The organism is Caldivirga sp. MU80 (assembly GCF_001663375.1).
Taxonomy (GTDB): domain Archaea; phylum Thermoproteota; class Thermoprotei; order Thermoproteales; family Thermocladiaceae; genus Caldivirga.
On record NZ_LCTF01000006.1, the window covers coordinates 43,840 to 63,395 of the forward strand.

18 protein-coding genes are annotated in these 19,556 nt (G+C 49.6%); 7 read left to right on the forward strand and 11 right to left on the reverse strand.

Annotated features, from left to right (window positions below; all coding sequences use genetic code 11):
• Positions 1-86: 86 nt before the first annotated feature.
• Positions 87-2,411: an ABC transporter substrate-binding protein gene (locus AAX04_RS02795; RefSeq protein WP_084761159.1), complete on the reverse strand. Its 2,325-nt coding sequence runs from the start codon at positions 2,409-2,411 to the stop codon at positions 87-89.
• A 353-nt stretch (positions 2,412-2,764) separates the two neighbouring features.
• Positions 2,765-3,829, reverse strand: a complete 1,065-nt coding sequence (locus tag AAX04_RS02800) for a histidinol-phosphate transaminase (RefSeq protein ID WP_066793658.1) — start codon at positions 3,827-3,829, stop codon at positions 2,765-2,767.
• An 86-nt stretch (positions 3,830-3,915) separates the two neighbouring features.
• Between AAX04_RS02800 and hisD the strand changes: the two genes are divergently transcribed.
• The 4 genes from hisD (at position 3,916) to hisI (ending at position 6,845) form a co-directional block, all read left to right on the forward strand.
• Positions 3,916-5,130: a histidinol dehydrogenase gene (hisD, locus tag AAX04_RS02805; RefSeq protein WP_084761157.1), complete on the forward strand. Its 1,215-nt coding sequence runs from the start codon at positions 3,916-3,918 to the stop codon at positions 5,128-5,130.
• A 41-nt stretch (positions 5,131-5,171) separates the two neighbouring features.
• Positions 5,172-5,465: a phosphoribosyl-ATP diphosphatase gene (gene hisE, locus AAX04_RS02810; RefSeq protein WP_238377776.1), complete on the forward strand. Its 294-nt coding sequence runs from the start codon at positions 5,172-5,174 to the stop codon at positions 5,463-5,465.
• A gap of 2 nt (positions 5,466-5,467) precedes the next feature.
• Entirely contained in the window at positions 5,468-6,076 is a 609-nt protein-coding gene (gene hisH, locus AAX04_RS02815; protein ID WP_066793664.1) for an imidazole glycerol phosphate synthase subunit HisH, read from the forward strand.
• Between the two features lie 355 nt (positions 6,077-6,431).
• Positions 6,432-6,845, forward strand: coding sequence for a phosphoribosyl-AMP cyclohydrolase (gene hisI / locus AAX04_RS02820; RefSeq protein WP_202904414.1), 414 nt, complete (start codon positions 6,432-6,434; stop codon positions 6,843-6,845).
• On the opposite strand, the gene hisF is transcribed toward hisI, so the two are convergent.
• The 9 genes from hisF to AAX04_RS02865 all read right to left on the reverse strand — a co-directional run bounded on the left by hisF (position 6,826) and on the right by AAX04_RS02865 (position 15,754).
• Positions 6,826-7,590, reverse strand: a complete 765-nt coding sequence (gene hisF, locus AAX04_RS02825; protein WP_066793667.1) for an imidazole glycerol phosphate synthase subunit HisF — start codon at positions 7,588-7,590, stop codon at positions 6,826-6,828. The genes hisI and hisF overlap by 20 nt on opposite strands.
• A complete protein-coding gene (locus AAX04_RS02830; RefSeq protein ID WP_066793789.1) occupies positions 7,590-8,168 on the reverse strand; it encodes an imidazoleglycerol-phosphate dehydratase in 579 nt (192 codons plus the stop codon). The genes hisF and AAX04_RS02830 overlap by 1 nt, the downstream gene beginning before the upstream one ends.
• On the reverse strand, positions 8,152-8,844 hold the full coding sequence (locus AAX04_RS02835; protein ID WP_066793668.1) for a HisA/HisF-related TIM barrel protein: 693 nt from the start codon (positions 8,842-8,844) through the stop codon (positions 8,152-8,154). The genes AAX04_RS02830 and AAX04_RS02835 overlap by 17 nt, the downstream gene beginning before the upstream one ends.
• Positions 8,844-9,695 (reverse strand): ATP phosphoribosyltransferase, encoded by an 852-nt coding sequence (gene hisG / locus AAX04_RS02840; RefSeq protein WP_066793670.1) that lies wholly within the window; start codon positions 9,693-9,695, stop codon positions 8,844-8,846. The genes AAX04_RS02835 and hisG overlap by 1 nt, the downstream gene beginning before the upstream one ends.
• 105 nt (positions 9,696-9,800) lie before the next feature.
• Complete coding sequence (locus AAX04_RS02845; protein ID WP_066793673.1) at positions 9,801-11,768, reverse strand: hydantoinase/oxoprolinase family protein; 1,968 nt, start codon at positions 11,766-11,768, stop codon at positions 9,801-9,803.
• Between the two features lie 49 nt (positions 11,769-11,817).
• Positions 11,818-13,092, reverse strand: a complete 1,275-nt coding sequence (locus AAX04_RS02850; RefSeq protein WP_066793676.1) for an RsmB/NOP family class I SAM-dependent RNA methyltransferase — start codon at positions 13,090-13,092, stop codon at positions 11,818-11,820.
• 161 nt (positions 13,093-13,253) lie between these two features.
• The gene (locus tag AAX04_RS02855) at positions 13,254-14,846 is read right to left on the reverse strand and encodes an NCS1 family nucleobase:cation symporter-1 (protein ID WP_066793679.1); all 1,593 of its coding nucleotides are present in this window, start codon (positions 14,844-14,846) and stop codon (positions 13,254-13,256) included.
• 76 nt (positions 14,847-14,922) lie between these two features.
• Positions 14,923-15,474 (reverse strand): hypothetical protein, encoded by a 552-nt coding sequence (locus AAX04_RS02860; RefSeq protein WP_066793685.1) that lies wholly within the window; start codon positions 15,472-15,474, stop codon positions 14,923-14,925.
• Positions 15,475-15,523: 49 nt separating this feature from the next.
• The gene (locus AAX04_RS02865; RefSeq protein ID WP_156519664.1) at positions 15,524-15,754 is read right to left on the reverse strand and encodes a hypothetical protein; all 231 of its coding nucleotides are present in this window, start codon (positions 15,752-15,754) and stop codon (positions 15,524-15,526) included.
• Positions 15,755-16,070: 316 nt separating this feature from the next.
• Between AAX04_RS02865 and AAX04_RS02870 the strand changes: the two genes are divergently transcribed.
• The 3 genes from AAX04_RS02870 to AAX04_RS02885 all read left to right on the forward strand — a co-directional run bounded on the left by AAX04_RS02870 (position 16,071) and on the right by AAX04_RS02885 (position 19,549).
• Positions 16,071-17,243: an ATP-binding protein gene (locus AAX04_RS02870; protein WP_066793690.1), complete on the forward strand. Its 1,173-nt coding sequence runs from the start codon at positions 16,071-16,073 to the stop codon at positions 17,241-17,243.
• A 487-nt stretch (positions 17,244-17,730) separates the two neighbouring features.
• Positions 17,731-18,906, forward strand: coding sequence for a hypothetical protein (locus tag AAX04_RS02880; protein WP_202904415.1), 1,176 nt, complete (start codon positions 17,731-17,733; stop codon positions 18,904-18,906).
• 88 nt (positions 18,907-18,994) lie between these two features.
• A complete protein-coding gene (locus AAX04_RS02885) occupies positions 18,995-19,549 on the forward strand; it encodes a flavin reductase family protein (RefSeq protein WP_066793699.1) in 555 nt (184 codons plus the stop codon).
• Positions 19,550-19,556 lie beyond the last annotated feature (7 nt).

Sequence of the window (19,556 nt, forward strand, 5' to 3'; positions counted from 1 at the left end):
AGGGCAAAACAACCTTTAAAGCATTAACCAGGGGTGAGGAAGGGAAAACAAGGCTTTTAAGATTAAGGACTCTAGGAGTTAAGCCGTCACCTCCTTCTTAAGGCTAATACAGCCGCAATAGCGGCAACAACAATAACAACCACGACAATGGCAACCACCACGCTAGTTGAAACCACAGGCTTCGTTACAGTAACAGTAGTTACCGCTGTTGTTGTTGCTACTGATGTGCTTGTTACGGTACTGGTCACAGTAGCCGTTGATGTGACTGTTGATACTGCCGTAGTGGTTACTGCAGTAGTCGTAGTGGTTGTAGTTGTAGTCGTTGTGGTTGTTGTTACTGGTGTGTATGGTATGTGGAAGTATGATGCTACGCAAGCCTGCACGTTGGTGTCTGGTGTTGGTAGGCCTATGAATGCCGCTAGCTGCGGGTACTTTGTCCATAGTGTGCCGTTTGCAATGACCTGAGCCATTGTTGGTACCTGGCCTGGTGGTGCCCATGCACCAAAGAATAAACCAGCCAACACAGTGTTAGGCCAGCCAAATGGCATACCGGACAGTGTATTCTCGTATATTAAGGTTTCCAACGTGTAGAATGGTAGGCACTGGTAAGCCCAAAGCGGATCCATAAGGCTCTTAGCATACTCGAGAGGCTCAATCTTCTCACCAAGTGGTATTATCGGTATGTAGTAGCCGTACCAACCGAAGATAGTCTTAACCATCTCATCGTAGAACGGTGTACCGGGGGCAGCCGCACCAAAGGCAATCTGCCAATTAGTCAAGTTAATGTAGCCGAATGTCGAGTTAACACACCAAACAATGGTACTGTTGGGCAAGTTCAGTGATGAGGGTGCTGTTACTGGTGTGCAGGTTCCATTAGGCCAGGCGAATGGGAAGACGCTGTGGTTAGTGTATGGCTGAATGGCAACACCAAAGACCCACCAAGGCCAATTCAGGAACGTCCACGCACTATCAAGACTCTTAATGTATGTGACCCACGATATTGCAGCCGGGTACTGACTCTGAGGTATCGTGGTACCCCAGTAAACACCCACATCCTGTCCGATTAACTTTGCGTTGACGCCAAAGGCTTGCATCTGCTCCACGGCGTCACTGGCCATCGTCATCCAGTCAGTCCAACCACTTGGGCCATAGACGTAGAGCGTTAACTGTGTTCCATTAGGCAGATACCAATACCCACCCTTCTTGTAGAAGCCCAGGCTTTGAAGCATCTGGGCAGCCTTACTTGGGTTGTATTCGCATGGTACTAAAACATCCTTGAAGCTTGGTGGGTATAGGTTAACCGTGTATGATAGGGCTGGTTCTGGGTAGTAGTCTGGGTAGTTTAAGCCCCATGCGGCAACAACCTCACTCCTATTAATCACATCACACAAAGCCTGCTTAAACTGTGGCAGGTTCCAAGGCCAACCCGACTGCGGATTTATAGCTATACCAAAGGCTGAGAAGTCAGGGCTCAGGTAAACACCAACAGTGCCAGTCTTGTTAAGTACAGCAACCTGCTGTAGTGATAAACCCACGAAACCCCAATTAGCCTTACCGGATAGGAAGGCGCTCATGGCCTGGGTGTTACCACCAACATACCAGTCAATGGCTGTTGGGTTGTATAGGCTCCAAGTATTCACTGGGAAAATCTCCAACCAACTGGCCAATAGCGGCACACCATTGTAGTACATCGGCTCGAGGGTATAGTCTATGTAGGTGGTGCTTATGTAGGATAGGTAGTATGGGTTAAGGCCCCAGTACGGTGCAACAAACTCAGTGACATTCGTCGAGTACTTAGCTGCCTGAGTAGCATTCATCGTCTTAAGCTTATCCACAATAGGCTTCCAAACCGGGTATGGTGTGCTTATCCAGCTTGGAAGCATCCAGTAGGGTATCATTGGGGTCCATTTCTGGAATAGGAACTGTATAGTCGTGTCGTTAAGGACCCTAATATCCTCATCAACGTAGGTTAGGTTGATCCAAGGCGTGTACCAGGCAAGGGACTTAATGCCTATGTAGAAGTATGCGTAAACATCCCATGCAGTGAATGGTATCGTGGCTGAGCCGTTAAACCAGTATAGGTTTGGCCTGAGGTAAATGGTGAAAATACCGCTACCATTAGGTAAGGTCTGAACAGTCCAATTCTCAGCCAAAACGGGGTAGAATTGGCCGGTGAATGGGTTGTAGAGTGCAAGTGGTAGGTAAGTCATGACAGTGCCCACCAGGTTACTTGGAGCATACGGATTATACACAGGAGTACCAGGAGTGTAGATTATCGTAGTAGGGGCAGCAACAATAATCTGAGGCGGGGAGGCTGCATAGGTGACTAGGCTGGGTACTACTAGGATTAGCGTAGCTACTACTGCAGCGGCCATTAGTAGATATGGGGTATACCTACCTATGGTAGACATAAAATGGTTATACTTAGTACCCTTATAAGTTTTATCCATATGATCAGTATTGATTGATCAATTATTTAAATGCCTTTTAAACCATATATATTTACTACTATAGTCTGTATTAATGAATTTGATGAACTTAGTCCCCCTTCAGGGATGAATCCCGTGTAATAGTGAATTAACCCTCTTGGGCTATTGGGGTTGTTGATGCGTAACTGGTTTAAACAATTGTTTACCGGTGAATTCAACAGCAAGGCACCTAAGGCCTGCTGAGATTGTTAACAGCGCCGTTAGACATGCCACTACATAGAGAATACTAAGCAATGTACCTTACAGGGCTTGTTAGCCAGTTAATGGTGAGGCGCCTATTGTTGAGACTTTAGTATATTGGCTAGGTTATTCACCAGTTCCTCGGCTATTGGTTCAGGTGGGACTGTTGCCCTTAGGCAATCCTCACACATTACCTTACCGCTTAGGTTCCTTAACACAAATCCCCGCTGGTACAGCTCTTCGTAGACCCTGTCCGTGTTGGGTGTGTGGAATGTTACGAAATTTGTGACTGTCCTCAGTGGTTTGAGGCCTATTTCAACCAACCTATTGGTTAGGTACTCCCTGGCCTTAACCATCCTCCTTATACTCTCCTCAACGTAATGCCTCAGCTGCAATGCCCTACTTAGCATGGCTATTGATGGGTAGGGTATATTGTGGGGTAGGGATATCCTCCTAAGCCCATCAATAACCCTCTCACCGCCAACCACGTAACCAACCCTAAGCCCAGCCAGGCCCCAGGCCTTTGAGAATGTCCTAACCACAGCCACGTTATCGTAATGCCTAACAAGATCCATTAAGGTCACATCAGCAAAGTCGGCGTAGGCCTCATCAATGATGATCAGTGAGTTCAGCCTAGACGCAACGTACTCCACGTCCGACTTGCTGAACAGGTTACCCGTTGGGTTGTTGGGGTTGCATAGGTAAACCACGTCAACATCACCCCCGCTCTTAACCACGGCCTCAGGGTCCAGTTGGTAATCCTGCCTTAGCAAAGTCTCCCTAACCTCAATATTCATCGACTCCGCTAAGGCCCTGGGCATTGAGTAGGTTGGCTCAACAACCAGTATCCTCCTACCGCCGTGTAGGGCCATCTGTATGAGGAGCCTAATACCCTCATCACCACCGGCCGTGGCGAACACACTGGCCTCATCAACCCCAAGGTGCCTAGCTATCAATCCGTTCAGCGTTGGGTTGAGAGGCTCAGTGTAGTACCTAACCAGGTCTGGGTCCATGGCAACTCTGAGGATTTCCTCATAGTACTCCCTGGGCAGGAAGAGGTTCTCATTGAAGTGCAGCCTATACTTGCTGTAACCCACGTTGGGCTCCTCGTAGAACTCAACGTTAAGCACCCTTAGCCACGAGGCCCCCTCACCACGCACCCTGGCTCTTCGACTGAGCCTAAATAAGCCTTACGTGAGGCCATATGTTACAATAATTATTATTAAGGGGCGTGTTAAGGGCCTCTGTGAGGGTTAGGAGGAGTGAGCTGGTAGGCCAACTGGCTAGGATGAGCAGCATAGATCAGTATATTGACAGGGTTAGGGGCATTGTTAATGAGGTTAGGGATCATGGTGATGAGGCCCTGGTTAGGTTGACTAGGGAGTTTGATAAGGTTGAGTTGAGGGGCGTTGAACTAAGTGGAGATGAGCTCAGTAGGTTGGCGGGCCAAGTAGACCCCAGGGTTAAGGATGCCCTCGAGGAGTCCATTAGGTCCGTTGAGGCGCTTAACGGCAGGATTAAGCCACCTGACGTGGAGGACTACTACATGGGGTTGAGGAGGGTTGTGAGGTGGGTTCCGGTGAGGAGGATTGGCGTATATGTGCCTAAGGGCTACTTCTCAACACTCGTGATGACCGGGGTTTTGGCTAGGGTTGCCGGTGTCGAGGAGGTCATAGTAGCCACACCACCCAAGCCCGATGGCTCAGTGGACCCTGAATTAGCCTACCTGGCCCTCAGGATTAACGTGAGGGTGTTTAGGGTTGGTGGGGCACAGGCAATAGCGGCAATGGCCTTTGGAACGGAGTCTGTGCCTAGGGTTGATAAGGTGGTGGGGCCTGGTAACATATACGTCCAGGCCGCTAAGGTCCTGGTGTCAGGCCACGTGGGTATTGACGGAGTCGAGGGGCCAACGGAACTGGTCACCTGCGCTGACCCCTCCATCAAACCTGGTTTAGTGGCCGCCGACCTAGCAGCCCAACTTGAGCATTCAGGAGCCGTTGGTGTCCTAGTTACCTGGAGTGAGGATTACCTAAGCAGGGTTGAGACTGAGTTAGGCAAGTTAACCAACGCCCCATACCTATCAACACTGGTTAATGAACCCAGGGAGTGCGTGGATGTGATCAACGAGATCTCCCCCGAGCACGCATCAATATGGGGGAGCAACGTGCCCATTGGGGAAATTAGGAATGCGGGCGCCGTCTCCCACCTGGCACCCTCAGCGCTAGTGGACTACGTAGCGGGCCCAAGCCACGTACTACCCACCAGCGGCTCAGCCAGGTGGAGGGGTGTCTTAACGCCCATTGACTTCATGAAGCCGATAGCCTACGTAACACCAGTGAACAGTAACGCAGCAGTTAAGCTAGGCGAACAGGCGGTGGTGATTGGGTTAAGGGAGGGTTTCAGGAGGCATGCGGATTCAATAATCAGGTGGATTAGCGAACAGACACCCAGCAACGCTTAATGAACCCTAAAGCATATATTGGCACTGCTAATGGGGGTTGGGTGGATGAGTGTCAATTCCTCAACACACTTGAGAATGTGATAGACGAGAGGATTGCCTCTAAGAGGCAGGGTAGCTACACGTACAGCCTCTACACCGGTGGGGTTAGCTTAATTAGCAAGAAGGTTGGGGAGGAGGCCGTTGAGGTTGCCGTGGCCGCCATGGCTGGGGATAGGGATTGGGTGATCAGGGAGTCGGCCGACTTAATTTACCACCTATTGGTGCTGCTTAGGGCTATGGGGCTAAGTTTAAGTGATGTGTGCAGGGAATTGAGGAGGAGGCATGAGGGTGGTTGAACATGGTTAAGCTGGGGGTTGTTGATTACAGGGTTGGGAACGTGGGAAGCGTCTTCAATGCACTACGCAGGGTCAACGCAGACCCCCACCTAATCAAGGATATTAACGATTTAAGCAACGTGGACGCCATCATACTGCCGGGCGTCGGGTCATTCAACGCCGCTGTCGTTAACCTGGTTAACAGCGGCATAGCCGAAGAACTGAATAGGTTTAGGGGTTCCGTGCCGATACTGGGCATATGCCTAGGCCTACAGTTAATGTTTAGGGGCAGTGATGAGGGTAAGCTAAGTGGTTTGGGTTGGTATGGTGAATGGGTTAGGAGGATTAATGGGCCAAGGGTACCCCACATAGGCTGGGGCTACGTTAAGGTGAATGGGGAATGCGGCCTAGCCCCCACGCAGGGCTACTACTACTTCATGCACAGCTACGCCGTAGCAAACCCAACCCCAAGCAAACCCTACATAGGCATAACCAAATACGGAAACTCAACAATACTAAGCATACTGTGTGATGACAACAAATTAACCTACGGTACGCAATTCCACCCTGAAAAGAGCAGTAAACTGGGCTTAAGCATACTGAGGAGCTTCATAAGCATCACTAAGCGTTAAAACCATATCCGAAGATAAATAAAATTTATTACAGCACGCCCTACGCTTAATAAAGAGTGTTAGTGATGAGTAGTTGAGGGAGCTTCCGATGTGTTAAGTAGTTTCTATTTTATCCAGTCAGTGATTTAACGGTAAAGAGGGCTATAATATCGAGGGACCTATTCCCAATAACGGGGTTAACCGATGGAATCGCATTTGCGTTCATGAGTGAGTGCGGTGAATTGCGCTTAATATAATAAGGACATAGGCTGTGGAGGGGATGGTGAGGGCTTCGGTTAAGGAGGATTACATAATATTCATGGGCGCCTGATCATAAATTAATTAAAGTTATAAAGCCCTGGACCTGCGTAATTCAATGCTCCCTGATGGTATTAAGGTCATGAGGCTCAGTATTGAGGATGCGCTTAAGGTTGCCGAGTCACTGTGGTATAGGCATACGGATAACACGGTTATAGCTGTTGCCCAGGATTGGCAGAGTAAGGACGTATTAATGGTGGCTAGTATGAATAAGGATGCTGTTGTGAAGACACTGACAACCGGCATGGTTCACTACTGGTCACTCAGCCGTAAGAGGTTGTGGCTTAAGGGTGAGACGAGTGGTCACTATCAATACTTAGTTGATTTCAGAGTTGATTGCGATGGTGATGCGCTTTTACTCAAGGTTTACCAGATTGGTAATGCCTGCCATTTAGGCACCAGGTCCTGCTTTGACGCGAGGTATGTGAATAAGATTAGGCTAGACACGAATCTTAATACAGGCGAACCTTGATTCCAGCCTCATTTAAATATGCCTTAAGTTTCATGATATTTATTACACCCATATGAAAGACACTCGCTGCCAATGCCGCATCAGCGTACTTAAGCACTTCAAGGAAGTGCCTAGGCTCACCGGCACCGCCACTGGCTATTATAGGTATGTTCACGGTTTCGGACAACCTCCTGTAAAGCTCATAGTCATAACCAGCCTTAGTGCCATCCGTATCTATGCTCGTCACAAGCAGTTCCCCGGCACCAAGTTCCTCAACCATCCTAGCCCAGTCAACGGCGTCTAGCATGGTTTCCTTCTTACCACCCATTATGAAGACCCTCCATGACTCATTAACCCTCTTGACGTCAATGGCAACGACAACGGACTGGGAACCGTACTCCCTGGCCAGCCTACTCACTAGGCTTGGATCCTTGACAGCCGCAGTGTTTATGCTCACCTTATCTGCACCAGCCTTGAAGGCTGCATCAGCATCACTAATACTCCTAATGCCCCCACCAACACCTAACGGTATACTTACCGCCGAGGCCACTTCCCTAACCGTCTTTAGGAAAGTTGACCTACCCTGCACAGTGGCGGTTATGTCGAGTAGGAAGAGTTCATCAGCCCCCTCATCCTCGTACCTTGAGGCTAAGGCCACTGGGTCACCGATTACCCTAAGCCCCTCGAAGTTAACCCCCTTAACCACGACGTTTGCGTCAACATCCATGCATGGTATTATACGCCTAACCACGTTAATTGGTCTCATTAAACAACACCCTTGAGACTCGGTACCCCACCACCCTTAACCTCAATTGCCTGCCCCATGGCTAACCCCAGGGCCTTAAATATTGACTCAGCCACGTGGTGGCTGTTCTCGCCGTAAAGCACGTTAACATGTATAGTCGCCCTTAATGAGGAGGCTAGGCTCCTTATGAAGTGCGGTATCATTTCCGTGGACATGTCACCAACGAACTCCCTGTTAAATGAACCCTTGAAGGTGAAGTAAACCCTACCACCCAGATCCACTGAGGCCAGGGACAGTGCATCATCCATGGGCACTATTGCCCAGCCGAACCTGGCTATGCCAACCCTATCACCAAGCGCCTTGTCTATGGCTGAACCAAGCACTATGGCCACATCCTCAGCCACGTGGTGGTCATCAAACCCCCTTAGGTCCACTGCCTTAATAACCCCCGACGCACCCATGTAGAATATGAACGTCTCAACCATGTGGTTCAGGAACTTGACCGGGGTCTCAACCTTAACCTCACCTGGCTCCAGGTTCAACTCAACCTTAATCTCCGTCTCCCTGGTCCTACGCTCAACACTAGCCCCCCTGGCCACCACACCTCACCCCCTTAACGTACAGTGCGTAGCCGATTATGACCCCATCAAACCCAAGCCTCCACAGCTCCTCAACGTCACTGCAGTTAGAGACTCCGCCGGCGTAGTAAACTTCCTTACCAATCCCCTTGAGCACCTTAACCAGCTCCGGGTTAACCCTAGGCCCCATTCCAGTGCCCTCAACGGACACATTCGTGTAAACCACCGCACCAACCCTGGGTAATTCATTAATGGCGTCGGTTATTCTCTTGGCCCTAAACCTCCAACCCCTCGTCACAAGCCATTCCCCATCGGCATCCAGGGATACGCCAACCTTATCCTCACCCAGCTCCTTAACCATTGCCAACAGCTCCTTGGGCTCCTCCACAGCGATTGTACCAACTATGACCCTTGAGCAGTATCTTAGAAGCAGCTCTACATCCTCAATCCCCCTAACCCCACCACCAACCTGACACCTACCCCCCATTGCCGAGCCCACCCTGGCTATTGAATCCACGTTGACCGGCCTACCCAGCTCGGCCCCATCCAGGTCAACAACGTGGACCAGTGGATACCCCTTAACCAGGTTGAGGGCCTCAGTCAGGTTGAGCCTAACCAGTTCACTGCCCCTAATACCCCTTACCCTCTTAACCACTAGGCCTCCGCTTAGGTCTATTGACGGGATGACTAGGCCCATTAGGGTATCACCTTCTCTATGCTCAGGATAAGTATGTCCTTGGCCCCAGCCTTCTTCAACAGGGGTAGTAGGTCTGGGATTGAGTCCTCCGGGACCACTGAAATAACCTCCTTCATGGGCCTACCTGAGGCTACGTCAGCCACCGTGGGCCCCTCCATGGCTGGGAGTACCTTAAGCACTTCGGCTAGGCTTGGCTCAGGCACGTTCATTAGTATGAGCTTCCTGCCGTTTGACGATAAGGCACCCCTCGCCAGCACTAGGAACTTCTCCACGAACTCCCTCTGATCCCCATTAAGCTCCCTGGGCGTTATTAAGACGGCTTCACTCTCCATGATGACCCCTATGGACTTGAGGCCGTGTAGCCTCAGTGTGGTGCCAGTCGACATGACGTCCACTATGCAGTCGGCCACGTTGAGCATCGGCATGACCTCGGCGCTGCCGGAGATCCTGACTATCTTAACCCTTTTACCAAGCCTACCGAAGTATGATGAAGCTATGTTAACGTATTTTGTAGCCACCCTCACACCATCCTTAACATCATCAATGCTCCTGATCTCTGAGTTCACGGGTGCTGCGGCAACTATCTTACCTTTACCAAAGCCCAGCCTATCGACAACGTTAACCGAGGCACCACTTTCAATAACATAGTCTAGGCCCGTTATACCCATTAGCACTGAGCCTGACTCAACCACGCTCGGTATATCCTCCGGCCTGACCCTGACGAGGCTTAGGGATTGCCAATTCGTCGGTATTACAAGGGATCTGTCGTCCATGGCCTGGGGCTTGATGCCGATGTAGCTTAGGAAGCCCATTACGGGCTCTACCAGGCGCCCCTTGGATGGGATGGCCATTAGGTATGTTGGAGGTTCATCATCGGTTAGGTGGGCTAACTGGAGTATATAAGCGTTGCTGGTTAATCAATAGTGCAAGTGGATTAGTAAATAACCTATAACCTACTATCGGCGGCTTAGGGTTAATTCAAGGTGCTCACCAGCCCTAACCCTCCACCTGGGTGGGACAACCACCGTTGAGCCATACTCCTCAACCAAGGCTGGGCCCTCAATAACCTGCCCCACGGGTAAGTCACCACGCCAGTAGACAGGGGCCTCAACCCACTCGTCGAAGAGCACCTTCCTGAAGGACCTTGGCTTAGTCTCACCGCCAATCCTCTGCGGCCTGAAGACTGGCTTAACCCTCCTAACAACAGCGAAGACCCTTATTGTTACGACCTCAATGGGCCTGTTAAGCCTAAAGCCGTAGGTGGCCTCATGCCTATCGTTAAAGGCCCTCTCCACATCCTCAAGCCTAGCCGGCCTACCAACCGGTATCGTCAACTCCCAGCCCTGCCCAACGTACCTAACATCAGCATACCTCAGGAAGTAGTCAACCTTACCCAACCTACCCAGTAGCTCACCCTCAAGCCTACTGAACCCCTCCTCAAGGTCCCTTGGGTACGATAACCTGGCCTCAAACCTAGAATCAGCCATCAATAGGCCTAAGGCGCTGAAGGCACCCGGCTCAGGGGGTATGATAATGGTTCCTATACCTAACTCCTCGGCTATGAATGGGGCGAACTGCGGCCCAGCGCCGCCAAAGGCCATTAGCGTGAAGTCACCTGGATCCAACCCCCTCTCGACCGTAACAAGCCTAATGGCCCTAGCCATCTCCAGGTTGGCCATCCTAACCGCATCTAGGGCTATGGACACCGGGTCACCTAGCTTGGCAAGGCTCCTCAAGGCCAAATCCCTGTTGAGCCTCATACCACCGCCGAGTAGGTAATCCCCAATCCTACCTAGGGCTAGGTTCGCATCGGTTAATGTTGGCTCAACCCCACCCCTACCATAGCATGCTGGACCCGGCTCGGCACCAGAGCTCACTGGACCAACCCTAAGGGCCCCAGCCTCATCACGCCAAATAATGGTCCCACCCCCAGAGGACACCTCGGCTAGGTCTATGAAGGGGAACCTGACTGGGTAGCCTGAACCCTTAATCAACCTGCCGTGGTGAACCTCACCCCCAACCTCATACTCCGTGGTTACCTCGGGCTCGTGGTTGACTATTGATGATGCCTTAGCCGTTGTACCACCCATGTCGAAGCCTATGACATTGCCTACCCCAATCACCCTGGAGAACTCGGCTACAGCTATGGCTCCTGCAGCTGGGCCAGACTCAATGAGTTGCACTGGCCTCTCCACAGCCTCCTCAACATCCACCAGGCCACCTGCACTGGACATTATGAAGAATTTACTGACGCCAACTTCCCCAAGCCCCCTTGAGAACCTAGCCACGTAGTCGCTGACTATGGGCATTAAAGCCGCATTCACAACGGTTGTTGACGTCCTCTCGTACTCACGGGGCTCTGGGGCAACCCTGCTAGATAGGCTTACGTAGTTGAAGTACCTCCTAAGCACCTCACCTGCATCCTCCTCGTTAACTGGGTTAATGTAGGAGTGGAGGAATGAGACGGCCACGGACTTAACCCCCATTGACCTTGCCTTGGCGGCGTAGTCCTCAACCTCACTTGGGTTAACTCGCCTAATCACGGTTCCATCAGCAGCCACCCTCTCCTCAACCTCAAACCTAAGCTCCCTGGGGACCAGTGGCCTTGGCTTATCGAAGAATAGGTCATAGAGCCTTGGCCTATTTTGCCTACCAATCTCAATAATGTCCCTAAACCCCCTTGTCGTGAATAAGGCCACTTTAGGTAACTCAAGGCCGACTTGGCCTAGTAGGGCATTAGTCCCTATTGTGGTTGCGTGGAGCACCTCATCAATGCGCTGCCTAATCTCCCTCAAACCCCTCAAAACAGCTACCTCCGGTTCTTTAGGTGTCGTAAGTACTTTAAACGACTCTATGGTTCCATCATCCCTAAGCACCACGAAATCCGTGAAGGTACCGCCGACATCAACGGCAACCGTAACCATAGCTCAACCTGGACCTATGAGCTTAAAACCACTCCACCTTGACCGGCCGTTAAACCAGGAGCTTAGATACGAAGAAACCCTCGCCACCGTGTATATGGGGCATTACCCTACCCACAAGTTGCGACACTGGGTAATTCCTGTATCCATCACTCAAACCCCCAACGTCAGGCTTAACCAGCTTAACACCAAACACCTCAGTTAACCTGCCCACAACCTCCTCACCCTCCTCTGGCAGTATTGAACACGTTGCGTAAACCAACTCAGCATCCTTAAGTTGACTGACTATGTTTGAGAGTATTGCGTATTGTACCGCTGATTGGCGGTTAACTAAATTCGGCCTACGGTCAAGTATCAGCTTAATCCCTGGGTCCTTAGACACTGCCCCACTTGAGGTACAGGGTGCATCAATGAGCACCTTATTGATTTCACCACCCTTGAGCTTAATGAGCCTTGAGTCAGAGCGCGCAATGTGAACCCTAGACTCATTGACGTTCATAAGCCTCATTAAGCGCCTCATCTTACTAAGCCTACCCTCGGAAACATCAACCGCAATAACCTCAGCCCTACCCTCAGTCAACTGCATTATTAAACTGGTCTTCATGCCTGGGGCGGCGCAGGCGTCGAGAATTACGTCGCCGGGCTCTGGCTTCAGGTTAAGCACAACCAGGGCTGACGCCAAGTCCTGGGGCACCACAAGCCCCTGCCTGAATAGCCTTAGGTAGCCCAGTGGCTTCCTGTAACCCTCAACCATGAGCATGAAGGGGTATTGCCTGTTTTGCCTAAACTCAACACCCTCATCCTCAAGGAGCTTAATGGCCCTGTCTAAGTCAATTTTCAAGGTATTGACCCTCAGCCAAGTGACCCTCCTGTTTAAGTGGCTTAGATAGGCCTCAAGTTCACTAATGTTCATGCCCTTACTCAACTCCTCAACTATGAACCTGGGAAACGAGTATCTTATGGATAGGTACGTTAAGGGATCCTTATCCCTAATCTCAAGTAGCCTACCCTCAACCTCCTCCACAGTGGCCCTAACCTTCCTCCTAAGCCTCCTAGAGTAGTGGCCATTGGTGTTTAACATAAGCCAAGCCTTAACCATAGCCTTCCTTGATGTTGAGCCCAGTAGTTGCCTAGCCATGAAGGATAGGTAGGCGTAATTCCTAACAACGTCACTGACGGCGTTGTAGTAGACCCTCAATGGGGCCCTTAACCTATGCCTAAACCTGGCGTAGTGGAAGGCCTTATCCATGGAGACTAACCTATACTCAATAATGTACATGACCTCCGAGGCAAAGTCAACGAAGTCATCGCCAAGCTCAATGGACATTACTTGAAGGTTGTTAACTCAGTTAAATTAAGCTAACTCCCTTAACCAGCACGCAATGAACCGTTGAGTAATGAAGGCTTCCTAAACCATCCTTAATAATTAGTGGGAAAAACTGTATTTAACTATATTATAATTTAACTATATTATAAGTTAATATTAAATCATTTGAATATCTCCTTAACCTCGTCTGAGACGTAGCCACCCCTCCATATTGAGCCCTTGAGGTGCGGCTGGTATTTGGGTATGACCCAGTATACCATGAGCGGCGTGTATATTAGGCCTGACAGTATGAAGGCTAATATCCAGGCGTTGTTGAAGAATACGGCGTGGTATGGTATAGGTGCGTATATTATGAAGGTGACCACGGCGAAGGTTATGAAGGCCGCTGGGTTAATGCCCATCCAATACCTAAACCTGCCCCTGCTCAGGAAGACATCCCTCAGCTCAAACTTAAACCTCCTGATTAGGGCGTAGTCAAATATTATGATGCCCTCCACCGAGCCCAATAAGCCACCGTAGGTCAGTAGCCAATTGTACAGGTAGCCATAGGCTGAGCCGTAGAAGGTCCAGGCGCCTAGGGCAACGGCCACAGCCACGACTATTAGGACACCCTTGAACCACGTTATGTACCTGGGCAGCGTGTTTGCGAAGTCGTAGGCTGGGCCAACTGTGTTTGCGAAGACATTGACCGCAAAGGTGGCTAGGAGGAAGAGTAGGTTAACGGTGACGCCGGCAATAGGCCCCATGTAGAGTGTCGCCAGCAGTATTGGGTCCCATATTGGGTGACCGGTTATCTTCATAACAGCCCCGGTGGTCATTGTACCAAGCACGGCGACCGCAAGCATCATGAATGGCATTGGGATTTGGCCAGCTGTCTGGGCTAGTTGGCTCTTGGCGAACCTGGTGTAATCGGGCATTGAGAGCGCCATGGTTGCCCAGTAGGCTATGTTGGCGTTTAGGAACGCCAACCAAGCCATCCAGTAGGTTGAGCCGCTTAGGCTGCTGTGTATCGCGAAGATACTCCCATAGCCCCAGTGGGTTAGTGACATGAAGTGTAGCCATAGGGCCAGGAACCCGGCTAGTATCAGTGGTGCCGATAACCTGGCGAACCACTTTAAGGCTGGTTGGGCATTGGGCACCGGTGAGTGGTATAGTAAGGCCAGTTGGAGGAGTATTATCAAAACGAAGGTAACCCAGAAGACCTGCGGGAAGGCTAGGCTTATGGTGAAGGGTGATGCAATTCCCCTAGTCACCAGGGACTCTAAGGCGGGTAGTTTACCGCTTAGTATTGCGTATATGCCCACGGCCGCCTCCGTCATTATGTAGGTTTCAATGCCCCACCAACCAGCACCTATGATCGCCCTGATCCAACTAGGGAAGATTGCACCGTAGATGCCCCACCTGGTCCTCGTTAAGACTGGTTCAGGTATGCCGTACCTTGCACCACCGTGGGATTGGATTATCATGGGTACTAGGACTATTAGGTTGCCTAGGAAGACCACCATTATTGATTCAAGTGTCCCTAGGCCAAAGGATAGGCCAACGCTTGCCAGCGACCAGCTTGGCACTATGAAGGCCATGCTGAACCATATTGCTGCATATGTGTACCAGTCCCAGGTCCTCCTGCCTATTGGCGTTGGGTGTAGGTCTCTGTTCCAAAGGTACTTCTCCTCGGGGAAGGAGACTGTTAACTCTAATTGACCCCTCTCTTTATTGTAAGTCACCGTGGATTGGGTGTTTATGGTTTCCCCCACGGACGCCCTCGACCCGTCTACCAGTCCCCATTTAAACTTAACCCTTCCGTTAACTGGTTATACCAGGATGAGCAACTCATGGTGCCCCTCTACTCACTGATTCAAGCATCCTCTTCAACCTGGCCTCAATGGCACCTAGTATGGCCAGGTACTCGGCTGGGTTAACGTACTCCAGCTGTGTCTTGTCCAGGGGGCACCTGTAGTCGTACATTAGGGCATCGTCCTCGCTGTACCTCTTGAAGCACCTTGGGCATATGTAAACCGTGGTGCTGGTTAATTGACGCATCAAGGCGTCTATCTTATCCAGGACTCCACTTATCAGGTTAACCATGAACCTCCTAATATCCTCATCCTTTATGGACCAGGACTGCTCAAGCTTACCCGCAGACTCACTGAACTCCTCAATAACGGAGGCCAGCCTCATGTTGTAGAGGACCTGCAGAACCCTCCTAACGTCAATGGCGTTGTAGCCGACTATCGAAGTCAACTTATCATCAGTCATAACCTCCCCCCTACTAAGCAGGGTGTTCAATATGGCGACGGCCAACTTACCCAACTCATCATCACCAAACTCGATGAGAACCCTCCTGTAAACGTACCTCCTAACCAACTCAATGTAAGGCTGCATTAACCAACCCCCTCAAGCCAGCATTATTAACACTACCGCTAGGTAAGCATCACTCTTCCTCCTCATAGGGCGACTCACCCTCAAGGCCGTAAAACCTCATTACCTGGTTCATGGCTAATTCCAGATGCATTACTTCGTTCTTCTTAATGCTTTCGTGTGGGAAATCGTCGCCAAACGCCTTAAAGTATGGGATGGTGTACCTGCTGAACTCCATGTAATCCTTAAAGTTACTTATGAAGCCCCTAAGCCTCCTCTCCAGCATCCTACTGTCCTCACTCACTTCACCCTTAAACACCCTAATGCCCAGTGACTTAATTACAGTCCATTCAATTTGTTTGAAATAGCTTTTAACTTATCCCCATAATCACTCCTACTTTTAACAAAACCCCAATAACCAACCTCACTGGGCTTCTCACCAAGGATAAGTTTTAGACTCAGATAAATACTTATGGTTAAGCTAGGTAATCCTCATCCATGAACATTGCCCTAATTATCTTATTCACTGCATTCCTAATTTAGCTGTTCAGAATACAATGTTTCTACCGGTGGCTTAAAGTTTAAAAATTCCGGTTCCGGAATAATTCCGGTGGCGGAAAATTCTCTTCGATACGAGACCTAAAACAGAAAGGAAGGATTTCTTTGATAGGGAAAAAGAGATTGAGGAATTAAAAGACGTAATCTTGCACAAGGACTTTGGGGCTGTGCTGGGGATTAGAAGGATAGGTAAAACAAGCCTCGTAAAAGTAACGCTTAATGAGCTTCATGATTACGTTACCTTGACGATCAATTTAGGTAGGCTGGGGAGTAAAAAGTCCTACCCCATGGAGTCCTTTTCAAGACTATTTTTAGAAGGGGCTATGGAGGTTTTAAGGAAGTATACCTTCGCCGGAAGGGTTTCAAAGATCATTGCAAACAGATTAGGTGTAAATCCAGAGGACATTTTAGAATTGAACTGGGCTAAAGTAGGTGTTAAGCTAAGGGAGTTTAAGACTGAAGACGTTAATGAGGTCATTAGGGCGTTGAATTCGATTGCTAAGGATAATAAAAAAGAATTGGTAGTTTTCATAGATGAGGTACAGAACGTTAAGAAGGTTAAGGGGTTTGATATGGGTTCGTTCCTTCACGATATTTATGAATGGTGCGAGAACACGATTGTAATAGTTTCCGGTAGCTTTATTGGAGTTGCTGAGGAGGTTTTAAATCAAGTGGAGGAGGAAAGGCCCTTCTACGGTAGGAGGTTCTTTAGGATAAAGCTTGAAAGGTTTGATGAGAATAAGTCTAGGGAGTTTCTAAGGAGGGGGTTTGAAGAGGAGGGGGTTAAGGTTGATGAAAAGATTATTGATGAGGCTGTAAAACTTTTCGATGGGATTCCAGGGTGGTTAGCCCTTTTTGGTAGAAGTTATTCTTACTCAGTAAAGCACTCCCACCCTATAGACGTTAAAGTTGTGGTGAAGGAAGCGGCTAAGCAAGTTTCTAAGGAGTTTACGGGGTTTCTAATAAACTCTAATTCACCTAAGCGGTATGCTGAAATTATACTTTCCCTTTCAAGATTAGGTAATAGGGCAAGTCTAACAGAGATTAGGGATGTAATGAACTCATTGTATAGGGAAAATATCGGAGATTCAAGGCTTTACGAGTTGCTGGGCACATTAGTTAGTTACGGCTTTGTTCTTAAGGCTGGTAAAGGTAAGTATTCATTACCTAACGACGTACCTACAAGGCTTGGACTAAAGCACTCCGCAAAAATGTGGTTGAGAAAGATGACTTAATCGCTTTTAAGCCGTTAGTCTTTAATACTAATAGACGATGTCTATGGAGGTGAAATGGGTTTGCCCTTAATGGGACGGTGCAATTCAATGGGCGCTAGAGAAGTCAGCGCACCTACCAGTATGTTACCGGAGTTAAGGTGTGTTAACAATGAAGAACAAGTGAGGGGATTAAAAACCTTGGGAACTCCCTCCTTACTCTATAGCATACCTATAAAGAGCCAAATCCCAAAGCAGATCGCTCAGATTATCCTCAACAACCTTAGTCTCAGCCTTGAGCGCCTTATGATACGCACCCTAAGGGGGCCGCTTGCCCAAGTGGACAACCCCCATCATTGGGTACCAATTAAGCTTTAGGCACATAGGCTTATAGATCTACTGCACCGAGAACGCATAGTTCACGTAATTACAATTACTCACAAATATTTACAGTTAACCTAGAATTTACAACGGCTGCAATACTTAAATAGTGTTTAACTGGGTGTGGTTTATGGTTCCTTTGATTAGGCCTGTCCTGGTACCTTCTAGGCTGCCTGTCGGTGACCTGAGGGGTGGGGTTGGTACACCCTACATGGTTTATGATGTTAGGAGGGATAGGTATTGGCTCCTGTTCACCGGCTGGAGTGACCCAACTGGCCTTAAGAGGGAGGGCTTTGTTGCGCCTGTTGATGAGGGGCTTAACGTTGATTTAAGTGGCTTGAGGAAGATACTACCATCAACCTTCCCTGAGCCGGCCGAGTACACTAATAATGCGATTAGGGGGCTTTACAATGAGGCTAGGGATGAGTTCTACGTAACCTCAACGCACGGTAAGGACGCCTACATATTCGTCTTTGATCATGAATGGGTTCTTAAGGGGTATAAGGTGCTTGTCGGTGGCTTTAACAAGGATTCAGGCTTCCCCATTAGGCCAACTGGGGCCTACGGTAACATTAGGGATGCCTTAGCCGTAGCCCCGATAGGCGACTCCTCGGCCGTTGGGTTATTCATGGTTAGGAACTTTGACGACCTCAATGAGCTTAAGGTTGAGGATTGGGGTGAATTGGGTAGGTGGGGTAGGGGCAACGACGTCATCGACTTCACCACTATGCCAAGGTTCCAGGTCTTCGTTGAGGTCGACTCACCCAATAAGTGGGTCCTGCAGACCTACATAGGCCCAAGCCTCGATGAGGTTTGGGCAATAGACGACTTGAAGAATGTGGCCCTACTGGAGGCATCACTAATGCCGCTACTGGGCGTTGAGGATTCACTAACCCAAATCGGTCACCCACACTACACAACCCTGCCTGATGGTAAGCCGAAGCTGCTCTTCGCATCCTTTAGGGATACATGGAGCACGAGACCAGACACCAAGAGGGAGGGGTACACCCACGAGATTTGGGCAGTCTACGTGGACGAATCCATATTCAACCCAGCCAGCTACGGCGAATTAAGGGGAGTCTTCACGGGCATTGAGAGTAAGTGGTACTACGTGCCACACGCAGACAGGCTGCTAATATCGATAAGCGGGGAGGCTGAGCTACACCAGAAGCTAGACCTCCACGATGAGGTGGAGCAGGTTACTAAGCTAAGTAGGGGGATTAACGTCATTGATAAGCCAGCCACCTGGGTTAAGATTAAGGCTGGAGCCCAAGTTAAGGCAACTATAAAGGCAGTCATTAAGTAAATACCCCCAAGGGCAAGTGGAGTATTATTAAAACAACTCTTACCATGCCAACATTAATAATATAAACCCTCAAGCCCACTCAATCTTAATGAGTCTGGTTAACTACGAGGGTGTCTTCTATAGGCCACTGCACCCAAGGCCAACTATACTGCTGGTTACCCTATGCCCGAACGGTAAGGTTAATGTTATGCCGGCCAGTTGGAACATGCCAATCAGCGAGGAGCCGCCTACCATAGGGGTGTCCGTGTATAAGGGTGCCTACACGTACCAATGCCTGAAGCACCACCCTGAGGCCACGGTTAATGTTCCGTCACATGAGTACGTCGACTTGGTTTACGCATTAGGCACGGTTTCAGGTAGGGATATTGATAAAGTGGCTAGGTTCAACATTAGGTTAACCCCAAGTGAGACCGTCAAGGTGCCCACATGGGCTGATGCGGTAGCGGTATATGAGACTGTTGTTGATAGGGAGGTCGAGGTTGGGGAGGTTGGCTTATTCGTGCTTAGGGTGCTTAGGGTTAAGGTTAGGGAGGGTTTGGTGGATAGGTGGGGTATTAACCTCAATAAAACCAACATACTGCTTCATGGGGTTGGGAGGTCTTTTTACCTTGTTAACCCGAGGAGGATCATGGCGAGGCAGTGATTTAACT

Bases quoted from the DNA above. Each gene is read 5' to 3' on its own strand.
- AAX04_RS02845 (WP_066793673.1), bottom strand. From the start codon at position 11,768: ATGGTTACGGTTGCCGTTGATGTCGGCGGTACCTTCACGGATTTCGTG.
- hisG (WP_066793670.1), bottom strand. From the start codon at position 9,695: ATGGCCATCCCATCCAAGGGGCGCCTGGTAGAGCCCGTAATGGGCTTC.
- AAX04_RS02880 (WP_202904415.1), top strand. From the start codon at position 17,731: ATGGTTCCTTTGATTAGGCCTGTCCTGGTACCTTCTAGGCTGCCTGTC.
- AAX04_RS02850 (WP_066793676.1), bottom strand. From the start codon at position 13,092: ATGTCCATTGAGCTTGGCGATGACTTCGTTGACTTTGCCTCGGAGGTC.
- hisI (WP_202904414.1), top strand. From the start codon at position 6,432: ATGCTCCCTGATGGTATTAAGGTCATGAGGCTCAGTATTGAGGATGCG.
- AAX04_RS02885 (WP_066793699.1), top strand. From the start codon at position 18,995: ATGAGTCTGGTTAACTACGAGGGTGTCTTCTATAGGCCACTGCACCCA.
- AAX04_RS02860 (WP_066793685.1), bottom strand. From the start codon at position 15,474: ATGCAGCCTTACATTGAGTTGGTTAGGAGGTACGTTTACAGGAGGGTT.
- AAX04_RS02835 (WP_066793668.1), bottom strand. From the start codon at position 8,844: ATGGGCCTAGTCATCCCGTCAATAGACCTAAGCGGAGGCCTAGTGGTT.
- hisF (WP_066793667.1), bottom strand. From the start codon at position 7,590: ATGAGACCAATTAACGTGGTTAGGCGTATAATACCATGCATGGATGTT.
- hisH (WP_066793664.1), top strand. From the start codon at position 5,468: ATGGTTAAGCTGGGGGTTGTTGATTACAGGGTTGGGAACGTGGGAAGC.
- AAX04_RS02795 (WP_084761159.1), bottom strand. From the start codon at position 2,411: ATGTCTACCATAGGTAGGTATACCCCATATCTACTAATGGCCGCTGCA.